The following is a 16,256-nucleotide window of genomic DNA, read 5'->3' on the forward strand; positions in this document are numbered from 1 at the left end:
GGTGGTCTCTCCTCGAAGCGCTGGAAAGGTGAGGTCAGGGGGTGGGTGAGGGGACCGCTCCGGACCGGTAGAGCGTCTCGACAGCGGAGATCATGCCCTCCAGCCGGTCGTGGTCGGGAGGCTCCACCACGTCGACCAGGCCGGGCGGCAACGGGGCCCCGGCCTTCGCCACGAGGTCGTCGAACGCCCTGGCGTCGGCGGTGCGGAAGCCGTACAGGGCCGCCAGGCGCCCGAGTTCGGGGTCCTCCTGCAGGAGACGGCCGACCTCGCCGCCCTGTGCGCTCAGTGGTACGAGCGTGTGCTTGCTCAAGACCGTGGGCGAGGGATAGAGCAGCCGCATGCCGGGACGGATCGAGCCGTCCCCGGCGAACAGGCGCGAGGCGTACTGCGCCTCGTAGATCACGACCATGGGCGTCTTGCCCATCCCGAGGGACAGGTAGTCCTCGAACGGCGCCTCGGTGGAGGTCTCGGAGTAGCCCTGGTCGAGGAAGAGGGGCGCGACGGTTCCGGCCACCTTGGCACCCTGCTCGGCGGAGGTGACCACGTCGTCGCCGTTGGCCACGTAACCGGCGATCGAGAGGTACATCGCCGCCGAGTTGGAGGTGCGGATGTCGGTGGTGGTGAGCAGCACGCGTTTACGCGCCGGGTACGCGGTATTTCCCGGCAATTTATCCCATCGGATACCTTTCGCCACCATATCCAGATATTTCTGGATATCGAGTACGTGATAACCCTGACCGGAGTCCCGTACGACACCCGCCCCGGTGAGCACGTCCACGATGGGGGTGAACGTGGCGATCGCCATGGGCGAGGAGAACGGCGCGAACGTGCGGGCGGCGCCCCGGTCACGCCTGATCTTCTCGGCCGCCGGAGCGCTGGAGGGGAACGCGAAGCCGTACTTCCCCAGATCCACCGTGGTCGCGATCTGCCGCGATCCGGCGGTGTCGACCTCCACCCGCAGGCCGCGCCCGGCGAAGACCTTCCGCACCCTCGGGTCGTCGAAGAACGGCTTCTTCTCCGAGCCGATCACCCCGCGGACCAGGGTGAGCTCCCGCGTCTCCGCGCCGTCACGGTTGCCCGCCACGACCGCCGCCACCACGGCGGCACCGAGGAGGAGCGCCAGCCCGACACCGATCCAACGCCTCATGTGTTTCCTCGAAACCTCGCCCCGTACCGCTACGAAATAGCGGATGTAATTGAATTATGTGATTAACAGCGACAGTGCGGAGCGAGGTAGTCACAACGTATTGATAATTCACTTTCCGTTCACCGGTGGGCTGCCCGCAGGACCGTCTGCGCCGCCACGGCGGGACGTGGTGATCAAGGCTGCCGACCGTGTCCGCGCCTCCCTCGCCCACCGGGCGCACGCGTGCCCGGTTCTCGGTCGTCCGTCAGCGTCTCTGCTCCGGGGTCAGGACGTGCCGGGTCCGGTCCCCGGCCCAGGCCGCTTCGAGGATCGCGGTCAGGCTGGCGGTGTCGGTCGGGCCCGGATGGTTCTGGATCAGGCGGGTGACGCCGGCGGCCATCTCCGCGAAGCGCGGGAGGTCGGCGCGTGCCACGCCGATGTCCGCCAGGGTGGCGGGGATGCCGATGTCGGCGAGGAGCCCGTCGAGCCAGGTGAGGAACACCTCCGCGGCCTCGGCGTCCGAGGCGCCGGTCACGTCGAGCCCGCACACCCTGGCCAGGACGGCCAGCCGGTCGCCGATGGCGTCCCTGGCCGCGTCCAGCGCATAAGGCAGCAGCAGCCCGACGCCCAGGCCGTGCGGCGTGTGGGTGGCCGCGCCGATGGGGTACTGGAGGGCGTGCGGGGCCGCGTTGCCCGCGTGGGAGAACGCGAGCCCGGCCAGCATGGACCCGTAGGACATGTCCGCGCGCGCGTCCTTGTCGCCTCCGTCCCTGACGACACGGGGCAGGCTGCGGGCGATCCGCTCCGCGGCCAGGAGCGCGTAGTGGTCGGTGATCGGGTTGCGGCCGAGGAAGACCTGCTCCACCGGGTCGCGCGGCCCGTGGGCCCGGGGTCGCGCGGTGTAGCTCTCCACCGCGTGACAGAACGCGTCGATGCCGGAGTGGGCGGTGACGGTCGCGGGGCAGGTGTAGGTGAGCTCGGGGTCGACGATGGCGAAGTCGGGCACGATGTGGACGCTGGAGACCCCCACCTTCAGCGCGCGGTCCGGGTCGGTCAGCACCGAGACGGGCGTGAGCTCGGAGCCGGTGCCCGACGTCGTCGGGACCGCGACGAGAGGAATCGTCGGCCCCGGCACCTTCGACTCGCCGTAGAAGTCACGCGGCGTCCCGCCGTGGCGCCGGATGACGCCGACGATCTTGGCGAGGTCGATCACCGTGCCGCCCCCGACGGCGAGGATCACGTCGGCGTCCACCTCCGCGGCGACCGAGACGGCCAGGGCGACGTCGGCGAGCGGCACGTCCGGGGTCGCGTCGGCGAACACCCCGACGACGCCGGCCCTCTCCCGCACGGTGGCCACGATCTCGGCCACGCCCGGCTGCCCCAGCAGGACCCGGTCGGTCACGATGAGGACGCGCGAGCCGCACTCGGCCACCACTCGCGGGATGTTCTGCGCGACCCCTTCGCCCACGATCAGCTGGCGTGGTCCGCGGACGGTCTCAAGCATGTCGGTGCCTTTCTGGAACGTCGGCGACGTCGGCGGTGGTGTGCCGGGCGGACGTCCGGGTCACCTGCGGGACCGGGACGGCGTCGGCGAGGTCGGCTGCCGGGTGACGCGGGCGCGCGCCGGGCTCCCGGAGCGGCGGGCCGGTCACGGGAGGTCGATCGCCGCGTAGGTGACGTCGAGGTACTCGAGGATGCCCTCGTGCGACCCCTCCTTGCCGATCCCGGACTGCTTCACGCCTCCGAACGGAGCCGACGGGTCGGAGATCAGGCCACGGTTGACGCCGACCATGCCCGTCTGGAGCCCCTCGGTGAACCGAAGCGCCCGCTGGAGGTCACGGGTGAAGACGTATCCGACCAGGCCGTGCTCGGTGTCGTTGGCCTTCGCCATCACCTCGTCGTCGGACGTGAACGAGATGATCGGCGCCACCGGGCCGAAGATCTCCGCCTGCAGTATCCGCGCGTCCTCGGGCACGTCGGCGAGGACCGTGGGCGGGTAGAAGTGGCCCGGCCCGTCCGGCCGCTCGCCGCCCACCAGGACGCGGGCGCCGCGATCGACCGCGTCGGCGACGAGCTCGCCGATCTTGGTGACCGCGGCCTCGTCGATCAGCGCCCCGACGTCCACGCCGTCGTCGAGACCGTGGCCCACCGAGAGCGCGCCCATCCGCTCGGCGAAGCGCGCCGTGAACTCCTCGCGCACCGGCTCCTCGACGTAGATCCGGTTGGCCGCGATGCAGGACTCCCCGATGTTGCGCATCTTGGCCACCATGGCACCGTCGAGCGCGACGTCCAGGTCCGCGTCGGCACACACGATCAGGGCCGCGTTGCCGCCCAGTTCCATGGAGGTGCGCAGCACGTTGCCGGCCGCCTGCCGTAGCAGCACGCGTCCGACCTCGGTCGACCCGGTGAACGAGAGCTTGCGGGTCCGGCGGTCGGCCAGCAGCGCCGAGACCACCTCGCCGGCACGCTGGGTCGTCACGACGTTGACGACACCCGGGGGAACGCCGGCCTCCTCCATGATGCGGGCCAGGAGCAGCATGGTGAGCGGCGTCTGGGCGGCCGGCTTGGTGATCGTCGTGCAGCCCGCCGCCAGCGCAGGAGCGATCTTGCGGGCGCCCATGGCCAGCGGGAAGTTCCAGGGCGTCACGAAGACGCACGGCCCGACCGGCTTCGGCACGGTGAGGATGCGATACCCACCGGCGGGAGCGGTGTTGTAGCGCCCCTCGACGCGCACCGCCTCCTCGGCGAACCAGCGGAAGAACTCGGCGCCGTAGGCCACCTCTCCCCTGGCCTCGGCGAGCGGCTTGCCCATCTCGAGCGTTATCAGCCGGGCGACCTCCTCGGACCGCTCGGTCAGTGCCCGGTACGTCGTGGTCAGCAACTCCGACCGTTTTCGCGGCGGGGTCGCCGCCCACTGCGCCATCGCCCCGCTCGCCGCGTCCAGAGCGGCGAGCCCGTCGGCGACGCCGGCGTCCGCCACCTCGGCGATGGTCGTGCCGGTGGCCGGGTCCTCGACGGCGAAGGTGGCTCCGTCGGCGGCGTCGCGCCAGGCGTCGCCGATCCGGAGCCGCCGGTGCTCGGGGGCCAGGACGTTCATCGGGTCACTCATTGCGTCGCCTCCTGTGATGTCCTTGGTGATGTCCGGTGTGACCTGGGCGATCGCGCCACGCGGGTCGGCGAACGGGTCACCCGGTCTCGCCGGGGCCGAGGGTGCCGGGCGGGCCGAGCGGGTCGGACGTGGCCCCGGCCCCGGGGCGACGCCCCGCGCGGTTATCTCCCGGCCTCGGACAGCGCCAGCCCGGTGCCCGCGTCGAACAGGTGCGCACGATCCAGGTCGACCGTGACGAGCAGCCGCTCGCCCGGCGTGCCGGTGACGGTGGGCCGTGCCTTGACCTTGAGGATCTCCGTCCCCACCTGGACGTCGACCACCGTCCGGTCACCGAGCGGCTCGAGGCCGTAGAGCTCACCCGGCAGCGACGCGTCCCCGCGCCGCTCGACGGACAGGTCCTCCGCGCGCAGGCCCAGCAGCAGCGGGCGACCGTCCTCGGCCGTGGTCCAGCGGGGCCGCGGCAGCGTCCAGCCTTCGGCCCCGACCAGGCGATCTCCCTCGGCGTGGCAGGCGAGCAGGCTGATCGGCGGGCTCCCGACGAAGCCCGCGACCCACTGGTTGGCCGGGCGCTCGTACACCTCGGCCGGTGTCCCGACCTGCTGGACCTTTCCTTCCTTGAGGACCGCGACCCGGTCGGCCATGGACAGGGCCTCGACCTGGTCGTTGGTCACGTAGACGAAGGTCGCCCCGAGGCTGCGGTGGATGCGGGTGAGCTCGGTGCGCATCTCGACGCGGAGCTTGAGGTCGAGGTTCGTCAGCGGCTCGTCCATGAGGAACGCGCGCGGGCGGCGGACCAGTGCCCGCGCCAGGGCGACCCGCTGCATCTCACCGCCCGACAACTGCGCGGGGCGACGCTGCAGCAGACGTTCGATGTGCAGCAGGTTCGACATCTGCTCGACGGCGGCGGCGATCTCGCTCGAGGAACGGCGGCGTGCCCGCAGCGGTGAGGCGATGTTCTCGTAGACGGTGCGCCGCGGGTAGAGGGCGTAGCTCTGGAAGACCATGGCCAGGTCGCGTTCGGCCGGGGTGTCACCGGTCGCGTCCCTTCCGTCCAGACGCACCGACCCGGCGTCGAGCTTCTCCAGGCCGGCGATCGCGCGCAGGGTCGTCGTCTTGCCCGCCCCGGAGGGCCCGAGCACGACGAAGAACAAGCCGTCCGGCACGTCCAGCGTCACCCCGTCCAGGGCCTGGACCTTGCCGAAGGACTTGCGCAATCCGTGCACCGCCACGGTTCCCATCAGGCCACCAGCTCTTCCGTGCTCACGTCGTAGACCGGCGGGGGCCCGCCGGTGTGCCGCAGCCCCACCGGTGCGTCGGCGGCGAAACGGACGGTCGGTGGCATCCGGACCCGTACGTCGCGCCGGCCGTCGTGGTCGACCACGTAGATGATCTCGTCGCCCAGCCACTCGGCCGAGACCACGCGGGCCGGGACCGAACGTTCCGCCCCCGGTTCCGTGACCTCCAGCGCCTCCGGCCGGACGCCCGCGACCAGGGAACGGCCGCGCGGCAGGTCCGGCGGCGGGGTGAGGGCCAGCCCGCTCTGACCGCGCAGCTTCCCGTCGGCCACCTCCACCTCGATCAGGTTCATCGGCGGGGAACCGATGAACGCGGCGCAGAAGAGACTCGCCGGACGGTCGTAGACCTCCAGCGGCGTGCCGATCTGCTCGACGCGGCCCTTGTTGAGGATGGCGATCCTGTGACCGAGCGACATCGCCTCGACCTGGTCGTGGGTGACGTAGACCATCGTCGTCCCCAGCTGCCCCTGCAGGTGCTTGATCTCCGTGCGCATGTCGGCCCTCAGCTCCGCGTCCAGATTGGTGAGGGGTTCGTCCATGAGGAACGCGCGCGGTCGCCGCACCAGGGCACGGGCGAGCGCGACGCGCTGCTGCTCCCCGCCGGACAGCCGGTGCGGCCGCCGGTCCAGGAGCGGGCCGAGCCGCATCAGCCGGGCGGCCTCGTCGACCCGCTCGTGCACCTCCTGCTTGGGCAGCCCCTCGGCCCGCAGCGGGAACGCCAGGTTGTCGCGGGTCCTCAGGTGCGGGTACAGAGCGTAGAACTGGAACACCATGGCGATGTCGCGCTCGGCGGGCGGCAGGTCGTTGACCAGCGTGTCGCCGATGCGGATGTCGCCCGTGGTCTGCCTCTCCAGGCCGGCGATGGCCCGCAGCGTGGTCGTCTTGCCGCACCCCGAGGGGCCGAGCATCACGAACAGCTCGCCGTCGCCGATGGACAGGTCCACGTGTTCGACCGCGACCGTCCCGTCCGGGTAGCGCTTGTGCAGGGCGGTCACCTCGATGCCCGCCATCAGCGTCGCACCGCCCCAAGGGTCACGCCGGCGACGAGGTGCTTGCGCACCAGGTAGGCGAAGACGAGCACCGGCAGGGCGAACACCACGGAGGCGGCGGCCACCAGACCCCAGTCCACGGTGGTCCCGCCGATGAGGCCGGCGATGGCCGGCGGGGCCGTCCGCACGCTGTCGCTGGAGGTGAGGAAGATGGCGAACACGAACTCGTTCCAGGAGAAGATGAGCGCGAAGACCGCCGTGGCGGCGATGCCGGGCAGGAGCAGGGGGAGGGTGAACTTCCAGAACGCCTGCAGCCGGGTGTAGCCGTCGAGCATGGCGGCGTCCTCGTACTCCGCGGGCACCTCGTCGACGAACCCCTTCATCATCCAGATGGTGAACGGGACGTTGAACGCGGTGTAGATGAGGATCAGGCCGAGCTTGGTGTCGATGAGCCCGGCCTGGCGGTACATGAGGAAGATCGGGATCACGACCACCACGGGCGGCATGAAGCGGGTGGACAGGATGAAGAACAGCTGGTCCTTCTTGGCCTTCACGGCGAAGCGCGAGTAGGCCCAGGCCGCCGGGACGCCCAGCACGGTGGCCAGCGCCGTGGAGACCCCGGCGACCACGACGGAGTTGAGGAACGAGACCGACAGGGACGAACGGCCGCCGCCGGAGGCGAAGAACACGTCCCTGAAGTGGTCCATGGTGACCGTGAAGTCGAAGAACTTGGCCGGGATGGCGTAGACGTCCCGGTTCTCCTTGATGGACGTCTCGATCATCCACAGCACCGGGAAGAGCATCACGACGGCCAGCACGGCCAGCAGCGCGACCTCCAGCACCGAGCGGCCCCGGCCGCCGCGGCGGCGCGCGGGGGGCGTGCGGTCCCGGGCAGCACCTGCGGACACGGCCTCGTCGACGGAGAGGGCCATCAGTCCTCCTTGAGCTTGTTCAGGTAGCGCAGGTAGAGCTGCGTGAGGACGATGACGATGACGACCATGAGGATCCCGTACGCCGAGGCGGTCCCGGTGTTGAAGCCCAGGAAGGCGACCTTGTAGACGTGGAACGACAACGTCTCGGTGGAGACCCCCGGGCCTCCGCTGGTGAGGATGTAGACGAGGTCGAACAGCCGGAAGGCCTCGATGGCCCGGAACAGCACGGCGATGAGGAGCAGCGGCCACACCAGCGGAAGGGTGATGGTGCGGAACCGGAACCACTCCGACGCCCGGTCGATCGAGGCGGCCTCGTAGAGGTACTTGGGGACCGCGGTGAGGCCCGCGAGGGCGATGAGCATGATGAACGGCGTCCACTGCCAGGTGTCGACCACGATCAGGGAGATCAACGCCGTCCGCTGCCGGGTGAGCCACTCCACCTGCCCCAGGCCGAGCGAGCCGAGCATGCTGTTGATCACGCCGAACTGCGCGTCGAGCATGAATCGCCAGAACAGCCCGACCACGACCTGCGACAGCATCATCGGGACCAGGAACAGGGTGGTCAGCAGTCCCCGCCCGTGCGTGCGCCGTGAGATCAGGTAGGCGATGGTGAAACCGAGCACGGTCTGCAGGGTGACCGCGCCGACCACGTAGATCAACGTCGTCAGGGCCCTCAGGTGGACCTGCGGCGACGTCAGGATCGCGGTGTAGTTCTCGAACCAGACGAAGGTGGCGGACCCCCCGCGGGTGGCCGAGTAGTCGGTGAAGGACAGGTACAACGCCCACAGCAACGGGAACACCGACATGGCGAGCAACAGCAGCAGCGCCGGGGAGATGAAGGCCACGGCGAGCCGGCGGTCGCTCAGGCGGCGGGACCGGCCCGGGGCGGGCGGCGTCGCGGACGCCACCTGCCCGGGGTCGCCGGTCGTCGGCGGGGCGGGGTCACTCACAGTCCGCCGCCGCCCTTGCGGTTGCCGGAGTCGAGCACGGCCTGCTGCTCCTTGGCGATGTCGTCCAGTGCCTCCTTCGGCGTCTTGGCGCCGTTGAGGGCCGCGTTCACGTTGGTGTTCTCGATGTCGACCAGGCGTGCGTACTCGGGGACGTTCCACATGTCCCGCATCCGCGAGACCGAGTCGGTGTACACCTGGTTGAACGGCCCGGCGTTGAGGAACTCGGGCGACTCCAGGGCGTCCGTGCGCGAGGGCACGCCACCGGCCGCGGCCCACTTCTTCTGGACGTCGGCCTGCTCGAACCACTTCATGAAGTTCAGGGCCTCCGCCTGCTTCTCCGCGGACGAGTAGGCCGACACGTGCATCCCCATGCCGCCGAGGGGCACCAGGTTCGTCTTCTGGCTCGGCAGGGTGGCGAACCCCAGCTTCTCGAGGATCTCGTCCCGCGTGGTGCCGAGCGTCGACTGCTTGGGGTCGAGCAGGCCGCCGCTCGCGGCGATCCAGTTGAACGCGATGCACGCCTTGCCCTGGGCGACCGCCGCGTTCACCTCGTCGATGAACCAGTTGCCCGAGCCCTTGGCGGTCAGCGGCTTCATCTTGTTGACCAGGACGTCCATCGCCTGCTGGCCCGCGGTGTCGTTGATGACGCCGTCGATCTTGCGTGTCTTGGGGTTCCAGAGGTTGCCGCCGTAGACGCCGTTGACCGTGTTGTAGGTCACGGCCGCGGCGTCGGAGCCGTTGGCCTGGTGGAAGGCCAGCCCGCTGACGCCGGGGTTGTCGGCCTGGCACTTCTCGGCGGTCGAGATCATCTCGTCCCAGGTCTGCGGCGGCTTGTCGCCGATCAGGTCCTTGCGGTAGATCATCGTCCAGGTGTCGCCGAGCAGCGGCAGCCCGTACAGGCTGGCGTTCTCGTCGCGCTTGCCGGTCTCCGCCTGGGGGTACTGGCCGTAGGCCGCCAGCAGGTACGGGTTGTAGGCCTTGACGTCGATGTTCTGCTTGACGAAGTCGGTGAGGTCGAGGATGTTGCCGTTCGTCACGGCCTCGCCGATGTGCTGCGAGTCCAGGATCGGGATGTCGAAGTCGGTCTTGTGCGCCGCGAACTGGGTGAACATCGCGTCGTGCCAGTTCGCGTTCGGCACGGTGTTGACCTTGATGGTCACGTTCGACCGCTGCTTGGTGTACTCCGCGTTCGCGAAGTCCTCCAGGGCGTGGGCGGGGGGCCAGTCGAACCAGATGAAGCTGAGGGTCAGCGGGTCCTTGGTGAGCTCCGGGACGGCCGCCGGCGCCTTGGGGGCGCCGGTCTTGGCGCCGTCGTCCTGGCCGCAGGCCGCCATGGTCGTGGCCACCAGTACGGCCGCCGTCGCCAGCTGCACCTTCCGGCCGGGGACGGACAGTCGTCCTGTTCGCGGATACCGCATCTTCTTGCCTGCTTTCTGGGGGGACCTCTGGGGCCTTGCTGCGTGCTTCGCCGAGCGGTTGCCGGGTCGTTCAGGCGTGTCGTCGGCGGTCGCAGGGGCTGACCCGCAGACCGGCGTCACGAGTACGCCGCGATGTAATGGGGCTTCAGGCGGTCGAGAAGCCCTTCAGGTCCTCGTGCGGCCCGGTGGCGGATCGAGGAGGACGTCGAGCATGCTCACGAGAGCTCCGACTGATCGAATCGGAGCGATGGGGGCGGTTCCGCGATGGGTGAAGGATGGGTGGCATCCGCCACCTTTCCTATACGATTCGGGTGGGAGCGTCAACATCCAGCAGCATTGCGATCGATGTCGACACATTCCCGAAGACGCAGGAAAGGACCTCACGTCACGATGGACGACGAAGCGATGATCGCGCGGCGCCGTGGGGCCACGACGGGCGGGACGCCGCCGGGAAGATCGCGCGGCCGGCTCGCCGACGAGGTGTACGACACGCTGCTCGGACAGCTGATGTCGCTGCGGATCGAGCCCGGCTCCCGCGTCACCATCGACGTCCTGGCCCGGGAGCTGGGGGTCTCGCAGACGCCGATCCGGGACGCCCTGAACCGCATGGAGGCCGAGGGCCTGGTCGTGCGCGTGCCCCACGCCGGCTATCGCATTCCCCCCCAGATCACCCGTGACCGGTTCGAGGACATGCTGGAGATCCGCCTGCTCCTGGAGCCGGCATCGGCGCGCAGATCCGCCGAACGCGCCTCGTCGACGCAGGTGGCCGGCCTGCGGCGGATGCTGGAGGAGATGGCAGAGCTGGAGGGGGGCGACGGGCCCATGGCCTACGGCGCCTTCGGGCTGCGCGACGCCGCCTTTCACGATCTCGTCGCCCTGAGCGCGGGCAACCAGGTCATCCGCGAGGCGCTCGCCCGCCTGCACACGCACGTGCACCTGTTCCGGCTTCTGCACGACACCCAGGTCACCCACCTGGCCATGGCCGAGCACGAGGAGGTCCTGGCCGCGATCGCCCGGCGTGACCCCGACGCCGCCGCCTACGCCATGCGCCGGCACATCCTGCTGTCCGGCGAGCGGTTCCGGCGGCTGTTCGACCAGGCCGAGGGCGCGGACGCAATGGCGGCAAAGGCTTGACGGGAGGACCGGGCCGGGGAATGCTGACTCAACCAGATCCGATCGGATCGGATCGGATCCACCTCACCCGCTCCAGATGCGAGGAGAAGTAGGTGCCCAGAGCGCTGCTCCTGACCGGCGACGCCGCCGAGGAGCTCGACACCATGTATCCCTACTACCGCGTGCAGGAGGGCGGCTGGGACGTCGACGTCTCGTCACGGACGATGCGTGACGTTCAGCTGGTCATCCACGAGTTCGACCCCAACTCCGACGCCTACGTGGAGAAGAACGGCCGCAAGCTGCCGGTCGACGTGCCCTGGGCCGAGGTCGACGTCGAGCGCTACGACGCCCTCATCATCCCCGGGGGACGTGCCCCCGAGTGGATCCGGGTCGACGCCGACGTCAGGCGCATCACCGAGCACTTCTTCGCGCGCAACCTCCCGATCGCGCTGGTGTGCCACGGCGCGCAGGTGCCGGCCGTGTACGGGCTGCTGAAGGGGCGCAAGACGGCGTGCTTCCCCCCCATCACCGGTGACATGGAGAACGCGGGCGCGACGGTCGTCGACGCCCCCGACGTCGTGGACGGCAACCTCGTCTCCTGCCGGGGCTGGCCCGACATGCCGCAGTTCGGCAGGGCGATGATGGAGGTCTTCTCGAAGTCCGTCGGCTCCGCGTCGTCATGAGCGCACCGGGCCCGTCCCGGTGACGGCACTTCGGACCGTCACGGTCGGCGGCTCCCCCGTCCACGTCCTGGAGAGCGGCGCCGGGCCCGCGGTGCTGATGCTGCACGGCTCCGGACCCGGTACGACCGGATCCGGAGCCTGGGCGACGACGGCACAGGCGCTGGGCACCTCCTGGCACCTGGTGGCCCCCGACCAGGCGGGGTTCGGCCGCACACCGGTCCCGGCGGGCTCCAGGGGCGGGCTCCGGCTGTGGACGGAGCAGGCCGCGGGCCTGATGGACGCCCTCGGCGCCGAGCACTACGCCGTGGTGGGCCACTCCATGGGCGGTGCCGTCGCGCTGGCGCTGGCGGCCGCGCGTCCCCGGCAGGTCACCCGTGTCGTGGCCGTCTCGACGATGGGCGCCCCCGGGGCGCCGCTGTCCGCCGACCTCGACGCGGTCTGGGCCGCCCCCGCCGGCCCGCCCGGGGCACGGGACATGCTGAGCCGCCTCGTCCTCGACCAGGCCCTCGTGACCGAGTCGGCCGTCGCCGCCCGTGCGGCCGCGATGCAGGCGGGAGCGGCCGCGTACGCGGCGTTGTTCCCTCCCCCCAGGGCACGCTGGGCCGACGATCTCACCCTCTCGGCGCAGACGCTGGCGGGGATCCGGGCGCCCGTGCTGCTCGTCCACGGCGCCGAGGACCGGGTCACCCCGCTCGGCACGGCGGCCCTGCCCCTGCTCGGGCACCTGGCCGATGTCCGTCTGCACGTGCTCGGCCGGTGCGGGCACGTGCCGGCGCTGGAGCACCCGCACGACTTCACGCGACTCCTGTCGTGCTTCCTCGGCCGGGACCGTACGGACAACGGCGCACCTCCTGATCAAGGAGACGCCTGTGACGACCACCGCGATCCAGGCATCCGAGGCGATGGACCCGCAGCAGCCCGCGGTGACGCGGGACGGTGAGACCTCGGGCCGCGAGCCGGTGACCGAATCGGCCGGCCAGGCCCGCGCCGGAGGACCGGATCCGATCGGTGAGAACAGGCTGCCGGCCGGCCGGCCGAACCGGTGCCGAACCGGTGCCGGCACCGGAAGGCGAGATCACCTCTCTCCTCGGCTCCTCGGCTCCTCGACGTCGAAGCGCCGGAAAGTCGCCCATCCCGCCGTTCCCGCGGCGAACAGGCCCAGGACGGCGCCCACCCACTGTCCCGGTACGGCGTCGAAGATCCCTCCGGTGCCGAAACGGCATCGTCCTGCGGTGTCCACCTCGACGCTGAGCTCGGCTTCGGGCTGTCGCAGGGGCTCGGGGGGGGACCAGGTCGTGTTCGGGTTCTCCCGGGGCGGCCGTGCGGCAGACCAGCACGGGTCCGTCGGCGGTGAGTTCCACTCCGAGCCAGGCGTAGGCGTTTCCGCAGATCACCAGCCCGGCCCGCGAGCCGAGCTTGGCCCGCAGCGTCAGTCGCGTGCGTGCCGTGAACGGCGCGGCGGGCAACCGCTGTGCCAGCACCGTGCCGCGTTCGCGCAGGTCGCCGGGGCCGGGCAGGCAGGCCAGCGCCAGCGTCCCGCCCCCGGCGCGCCACCAGCCGGGGCCGGGGTTGACCGGCCAGTGCCACTGCGGCCGCAACCGGAGGCTCTGGAAGGAGTCACTCGTGTCCGGCACGGCCGCCGGGAACCCGCCGACGGGCTTGCTCCCGCCGGGCAGGTTCGCCGTCGGCGCCCAGGACCGGCCAGCCGTCCTCGGCCCAGCGCATGGGCTGCAGGTGCACCCAAAGCCGCACAGCTCCTGCCGGCTTCCCTCCTGGAGCAAGGAAGTCACTCCCCCGAGAAACGATCACGATGATCCCAGGATGCAACCTTCCCAGCCCTTGCTCCCTCTCAGGTCGCTGAGCAGGCCCCGGGCACGGTACCGGGATCGCTCCCGGTCCGTTTCCCCGGACCTCTCGCCGAACCCGCCGTGCCGGTCTCCCGGCAACGCGCTCTTCACGGGATGGGCTCGATACATCTGGGCACCGCCGACCACGGCGGCGATCACGCCGTCTTGGACCAAGCCCGCGACCGGCATGTCCAGCACCGATGCGGACAACTCGTCCGGTGGCGGGGAGGTGGCGCGGGCGTCTTGGTCTGCGTCATCGCACTCGGTCTCACCCCTGCCGCGATAACGGGGCGAGGGCTTCAGAATCGAATCCGCGGCGTGCTTCCGCCCCGGTCCCTGCGGGTTCCCGTGTGGGATGCGTGACCGTTACGATGATCCGCACCGCAGAGCATCGCACCGATCCCGAGGGGCCGGCACGGACACGACCCGAGGACCCCGACAGCGTGGTGGCCGCCTGTTGACGACCACATCGGCGCTGCTGTTCGGCATCCTCGGATGGTTGGCGGCACACGGTGCGACGGGGTGGCTGGCGGGCCATGCCGGGCACGGCCTCGGTCGCGACGTCATCCCGCACCAGCATGCTCATCTACCGACCACCGTGTTGCTGGTCGCCTGCCTGGCCGGTGGGTCGCTGCTCGCGATCTTCGTGGCCGCGCTGTCCGGCTCGACGCGTCTGCACCCTGATTCCCGCTGGGATTCCCACCGGGTGCGCCTTGCCGCCGCTCGCCGGTCGGGTCTGCTGAGCACCGGGGCCTTCGTGGCGGCGGAGTTCGCCGAACACGCCGCCACCGGTCAGCACGACATCCCGCCCGCAGGCGTGCTGCTCATGGGCTGCACCGTGCACGCCGTGCTGGGGGCCGTCTTCTCGCTGCTGTGGGGCTGCTTCGTCCGCGGCGTGGTGCGGCGGGCCGGCCGGCTGCGCAGCGACACCACGGTCAACCTCGATCCGCGGATCCGTCTCGTATCCGAGCACCGGATCGCCGCCCGCCGTACCTGGCAGGCATTGGCCCAGGCCGGCCGCGCGCCGCCGGCCGCCCCCGTCCTCTGACCTCCCGGTTCGCCGCGACCACCGCGCGATCGGCGTTTCCTGCTTGCCCGGATCAGCGTCCGGGCGAAGCCTCCATGCGTGCTTCAAGGAGTCCTGCACAGTGAAAACCTCCATCCGTCTCCTGTCGGTCGCGCTGCTCGGTGCCGCCCTGGCGGCCGGTTGCAGCAGCGAGCCGGCCCCATCGGCCGCCCCGACGTCGGCCGCTCCGGCCGCTCCGGCCACCGAGCCGACCGACCAGGCACCCACCGCTGACGTCGTCGGACTGTTGAAGTCCGTCGACGAGAAACACCTCGTCCTCACCATGCCGGACGGCAAGGACCGCACCTTCCTCATCCGGGCCGAGGAGGCTCCCCGCCTCGGGATCCGGCACCTGGCCTCACACGCCGGACTCACCGACATCGGCTTCCGGATCACCTACATCACGGTCGGCGGCAACGAATATGTCGTCGCCGCCGAGGAGACGGGGCTGCCCCAGTGACCGCCGGAACATCGATGTGGCCGCGCCGCCGACGGCTGGCGGCGGCGATGCTGCTCGGTGTGGCCGGGGTGATCGCCACGCCCGGCACGGCGTGGGCCCACGGGATCAAGGGCTCCGCCGTGGACCTGGACGCCTGGGAATTCATCCCGCTCGGCATCGAGCACATGCTTTTGGGCTGGGACCATCTGCTCTTCATCGCCGGCGTTGTCCTGCTGGCCGGGGAGATGCGCCGGGCAGCCCAGATGATCTCGGTGTTCGTCGCCGGGCACAGCACCACCCTGATCATCGCGACGGCGGTCGGCTGGCACGTCAGCGCCGCAGCGGTCGACGTCGTCATCGCGCTGAGCCTGGTCTTCGTCGGCATCGTCGGCATCGTCGGCTGGTTCGGCCACCGCGACCGCTGGCGGCTGTTCGGGTTCGCCGTACTGGGCTTCGGGCTGATCCACGGCCTCGGGCTGTCGGCCCGCTTGCAGGATCTCGGCCTGCCGGAGGACGGCCTGCTGGCTCGGGTGATCCTCTTCAACATCGGGATCGAGATCGGGCAACTGCTCGGCATCGCCGTGCTGCTGGTCATCGGCAGGCTCATCGCCCGCTTCGTCAGGTCGCCGAAGGCGCCACGGGTCGCCTACGCCGGCCTCGTGGTCGTCGGGCTGGTCGCCGCCGTCGCGCTGTCGGTGATCGCCGCGACCGAAGAAGACCCGATCACGGCGATCGGCCAATGCACGGTGGGCCCGCGCACGCAGCCCTTCCCCAGAGAAGGGGGCCACCCGGCCAAGGACTTCTTCGAACCCGCAGAAGCCTCACCACGCGACGACTTCGGGCACGTCCTCGGTGACGGATACGTCATCGTGCAGTACCAGCCGACACTGGCCCCGACCGTGCTCGACCAGCTTCGCAAGTACGTCACGAGCCCGGAAGGCACCCGGGTCGTCGGCGGACCGGCACCGGACCAGAAGCAACCGATCAGGGCGATCAACGCCTTCGAAATGCTGACCTGCCCGGCATTCGACCTGGCCGCACTGCGGCAGTTCACCAACACCTGGTACGCCGACCCCCGCTCACAGTGATCGACGCCCGTCCGTGACGAACCATCGAACGCGGCCGGCCCTGTCCTTACGGCTGGGCCGGCCGCGACCCCGGCCACGCCGGGCCGTGTGCCGCTCATCCCTCTTGCGCCCGCATGGCCTTCCTGTGATCGCGGAGCGGTTCCGTGCGTCGGCCGACCTCTTGAACGACCCACATCGTTCACCCGGAAGAACCTCGGGCGG

General features: G+C 70.6%; 15 protein-coding genes and 1 pseudogene. 7 read left to right on the forward strand and 9 right to left on the reverse strand.

Annotated elements, in window-relative coordinates; genetic code table 11:
• Positions 1-34 precede the first annotated feature (34 nt).
• Together ABD832_RS22440 and ABD832_RS22445 are read right to left on the reverse strand one after the other, a co-directional pair.
• Positions 35-1,147 carry a hypothetical protein gene (locus ABD832_RS22440; protein ID WP_344898562.1) on the reverse strand — a complete coding sequence of 371 codons (1,113 nt, stop codon included), beginning with the start codon at positions 1,145-1,147 and terminating at the stop codon, positions 35-37.
• 244 nt (positions 1,148-1,391) lie between these two features.
• Entirely contained in the window at positions 1,392-2,630 is a 1,239-nt protein-coding gene (locus ABD832_RS22445) for an iron-containing alcohol dehydrogenase (RefSeq protein ID WP_344898564.1), read from the reverse strand.
• On the opposite strand from ABD832_RS22445, the gene ABD832_RS22450 reads away from it, so the two are divergent.
• A complete protein-coding gene (locus ABD832_RS22450) occupies positions 2,629-2,799 on the forward strand; it encodes a hypothetical protein (protein ID WP_344898566.1) in 171 nt (56 codons plus the stop codon). The genes ABD832_RS22445 and ABD832_RS22450 overlap by 2 nt on opposite strands.
• Here ABD832_RS22450 and ABD832_RS22455 read toward each other — a convergent pair.
• From ABD832_RS22455 to ABD832_RS22480, 6 genes are all read right to left on the reverse strand, one after another.
• The gene (locus ABD832_RS22455) at positions 2,775-4,235 is read right to left on the reverse strand and encodes an NAD-dependent succinate-semialdehyde dehydrogenase (protein ID WP_344898568.1); all 1,461 of its coding nucleotides are present in this window, start codon (positions 4,233-4,235) and stop codon (positions 2,775-2,777) included. The genes ABD832_RS22450 and ABD832_RS22455 overlap by 25 nt on opposite strands.
• A gap of 161 nt (positions 4,236-4,396) precedes the next feature.
• Complete coding sequence (locus ABD832_RS22460) at positions 4,397-5,473, reverse strand: ABC transporter ATP-binding protein (protein ID WP_344898570.1); 1,077 nt, start codon at positions 5,471-5,473, stop codon at positions 4,397-4,399.
• The gene (locus ABD832_RS22465) at positions 5,473-6,540 is read right to left on the reverse strand and encodes an ABC transporter ATP-binding protein (protein ID WP_344898572.1); all 1,068 of its coding nucleotides are present in this window, start codon (positions 6,538-6,540) and stop codon (positions 5,473-5,475) included. Before ABD832_RS22465 ends, ABD832_RS22460 begins: the two co-directional genes overlap by 1 nt.
• On the reverse strand, positions 6,540-7,451 hold the full coding sequence (locus tag ABD832_RS22470) for a carbohydrate ABC transporter permease (protein ID WP_344898574.1): 912 nt from the start codon (positions 7,449-7,451) through the stop codon (positions 6,540-6,542). The genes ABD832_RS22465 and ABD832_RS22470 overlap by 1 nt, the downstream gene beginning before the upstream one ends.
• Positions 7,451-8,401 carry a carbohydrate ABC transporter permease gene (locus ABD832_RS22475; RefSeq protein ID WP_344898576.1) on the reverse strand — a complete coding sequence of 317 codons (951 nt, stop codon included), beginning with the start codon at positions 8,399-8,401 and terminating at the stop codon, positions 7,451-7,453. The genes ABD832_RS22470 and ABD832_RS22475 overlap by 1 nt, the downstream gene beginning before the upstream one ends.
• Entirely contained in the window at positions 8,398-9,819 is a 1,422-nt protein-coding gene (locus tag ABD832_RS22480; RefSeq protein WP_344898578.1) for an extracellular solute-binding protein, read from the reverse strand. Before ABD832_RS22480 ends, ABD832_RS22475 begins: the two co-directional genes overlap by 4 nt.
• Before the next feature lie 390 nt (positions 9,820-10,209).
• On the opposite strand from ABD832_RS22480, the gene ABD832_RS22485 reads away from it, so the two are divergent.
• The 3 genes from ABD832_RS22485 to ABD832_RS22495 all read left to right on the forward strand — a co-directional run bounded on the left by ABD832_RS22485 (position 10,210) and on the right by ABD832_RS22495 (position 12,555).
• Positions 10,210-10,953 (forward strand): GntR family transcriptional regulator, encoded by a 744-nt coding sequence (locus ABD832_RS22485; protein ID WP_344898580.1) that lies wholly within the window; start codon positions 10,210-10,212, stop codon positions 10,951-10,953.
• 92 nt (positions 10,954-11,045) lie between these two features.
• On the forward strand, positions 11,046-11,615 hold the full coding sequence (locus ABD832_RS22490; RefSeq protein WP_344898582.1) for a DJ-1/PfpI family protein: 570 nt from the start codon (positions 11,046-11,048) through the stop codon (positions 11,613-11,615).
• Between the two features lie 19 nt (positions 11,616-11,634).
• Positions 11,635-12,555, forward strand: coding sequence for an alpha/beta fold hydrolase (locus ABD832_RS22495; RefSeq protein WP_344898584.1), 921 nt, complete (start codon positions 11,635-11,637; stop codon positions 12,553-12,555).
• Between the two features lie 337 nt (positions 12,556-12,892).
• Here the strand turns inward: ABD832_RS22495 and ABD832_RS42260 are convergent.
• Positions 12,893-13,405, reverse strand: a pseudogene (locus ABD832_RS42260) (beta-xylosidase family glycoside hydrolase); the annotation flags it as partial.
• A 514-nt stretch (positions 13,406-13,919) separates the two neighbouring features.
• Here ABD832_RS42260 and ABD832_RS22500 point away from each other — a divergent pair.
• The 3 genes from ABD832_RS22500 to ABD832_RS22510 all read left to right on the forward strand — a co-directional run bounded on the left by ABD832_RS22500 (position 13,920) and on the right by ABD832_RS22510 (position 16,055).
• Complete coding sequence (locus ABD832_RS22500) at positions 13,920-14,510, forward strand: hypothetical protein (protein WP_344898586.1); 591 nt, start codon at positions 13,920-13,922, stop codon at positions 14,508-14,510.
• A gap of 100 nt (positions 14,511-14,610) precedes the next feature.
• A complete protein-coding gene (locus ABD832_RS22505; protein WP_344898588.1) occupies positions 14,611-14,988 on the forward strand; it encodes a hypothetical protein in 378 nt (125 codons plus the stop codon).
• Positions 14,985-16,055, forward strand: a complete 1,071-nt coding sequence (locus tag ABD832_RS22510; protein ID WP_344898590.1) for a HupE/UreJ family protein — start codon at positions 14,985-14,987, stop codon at positions 16,053-16,055. The genes ABD832_RS22505 and ABD832_RS22510 overlap by 4 nt, the downstream gene beginning before the upstream one ends.
• Positions 16,056-16,256: the final 201 nt, after the last annotated feature.

Origin of the sequence: Streptosporangium longisporum, assembly GCF_039534895.1 — a bacterium.
In the GTDB taxonomy this organism is placed as follows: Bacteria; Actinomycetota; Actinomycetes; order Streptosporangiales; family Streptosporangiaceae; genus Streptosporangium; species Streptosporangium longisporum.

What these genes read in the sequence shown, in the direction of transcription:
- ABD832_RS22440 (WP_344898562.1), bottom strand. Translation starts at nt 1,147, where the DNA reads ATGAGGCGTTGGATCGGTGTCGGGCTGGCGCTCCTCCTCGGTGCCGCC.
- ABD832_RS22450 (WP_344898566.1), top strand. Translation starts at nt 2,629, where the DNA reads ATGTCGGTGCCTTTCTGGAACGTCGGCGACGTCGGCGGTGGTGTGCCG.
- ABD832_RS22445 (WP_344898564.1), bottom strand. Translation starts at nt 2,630, where the DNA reads ATGCTTGAGACCGTCCGCGGACCACGCCAGCTGATCGTGGGCGAAGGG.
- ABD832_RS22455 (WP_344898568.1), bottom strand. Translation starts at nt 4,235, where the DNA reads ATGAGTGACCCGATGAACGTCCTGGCCCCCGAGCACCGGCGGCTCCGG.
- ABD832_RS22460 (WP_344898570.1), bottom strand. Translation starts at nt 5,473, where the DNA reads ATGGGAACCGTGGCGGTGCACGGATTGCGCAAGTCCTTCGGCAAGGTC.
- ABD832_RS22465 (WP_344898572.1), bottom strand. Translation starts at nt 6,540, where the DNA reads ATGGCGGGCATCGAGGTGACCGCCCTGCACAAGCGCTACCCGGACGGG.
- ABD832_RS22470 (WP_344898574.1), bottom strand. Translation starts at nt 7,451, where the DNA reads ATGGCCCTCTCCGTCGACGAGGCCGTGTCCGCAGGTGCTGCCCGGGAC.
- ABD832_RS22480 (WP_344898578.1), bottom strand. Translation starts at nt 9,819, where the DNA reads ATGCGGTATCCGCGAACAGGACGACTGTCCGTCCCCGGCCGGAAGGTG.
- ABD832_RS22485 (WP_344898580.1), top strand. Translation starts at nt 10,210, where the DNA reads ATGGACGACGAAGCGATGATCGCGCGGCGCCGTGGGGCCACGACGGGC.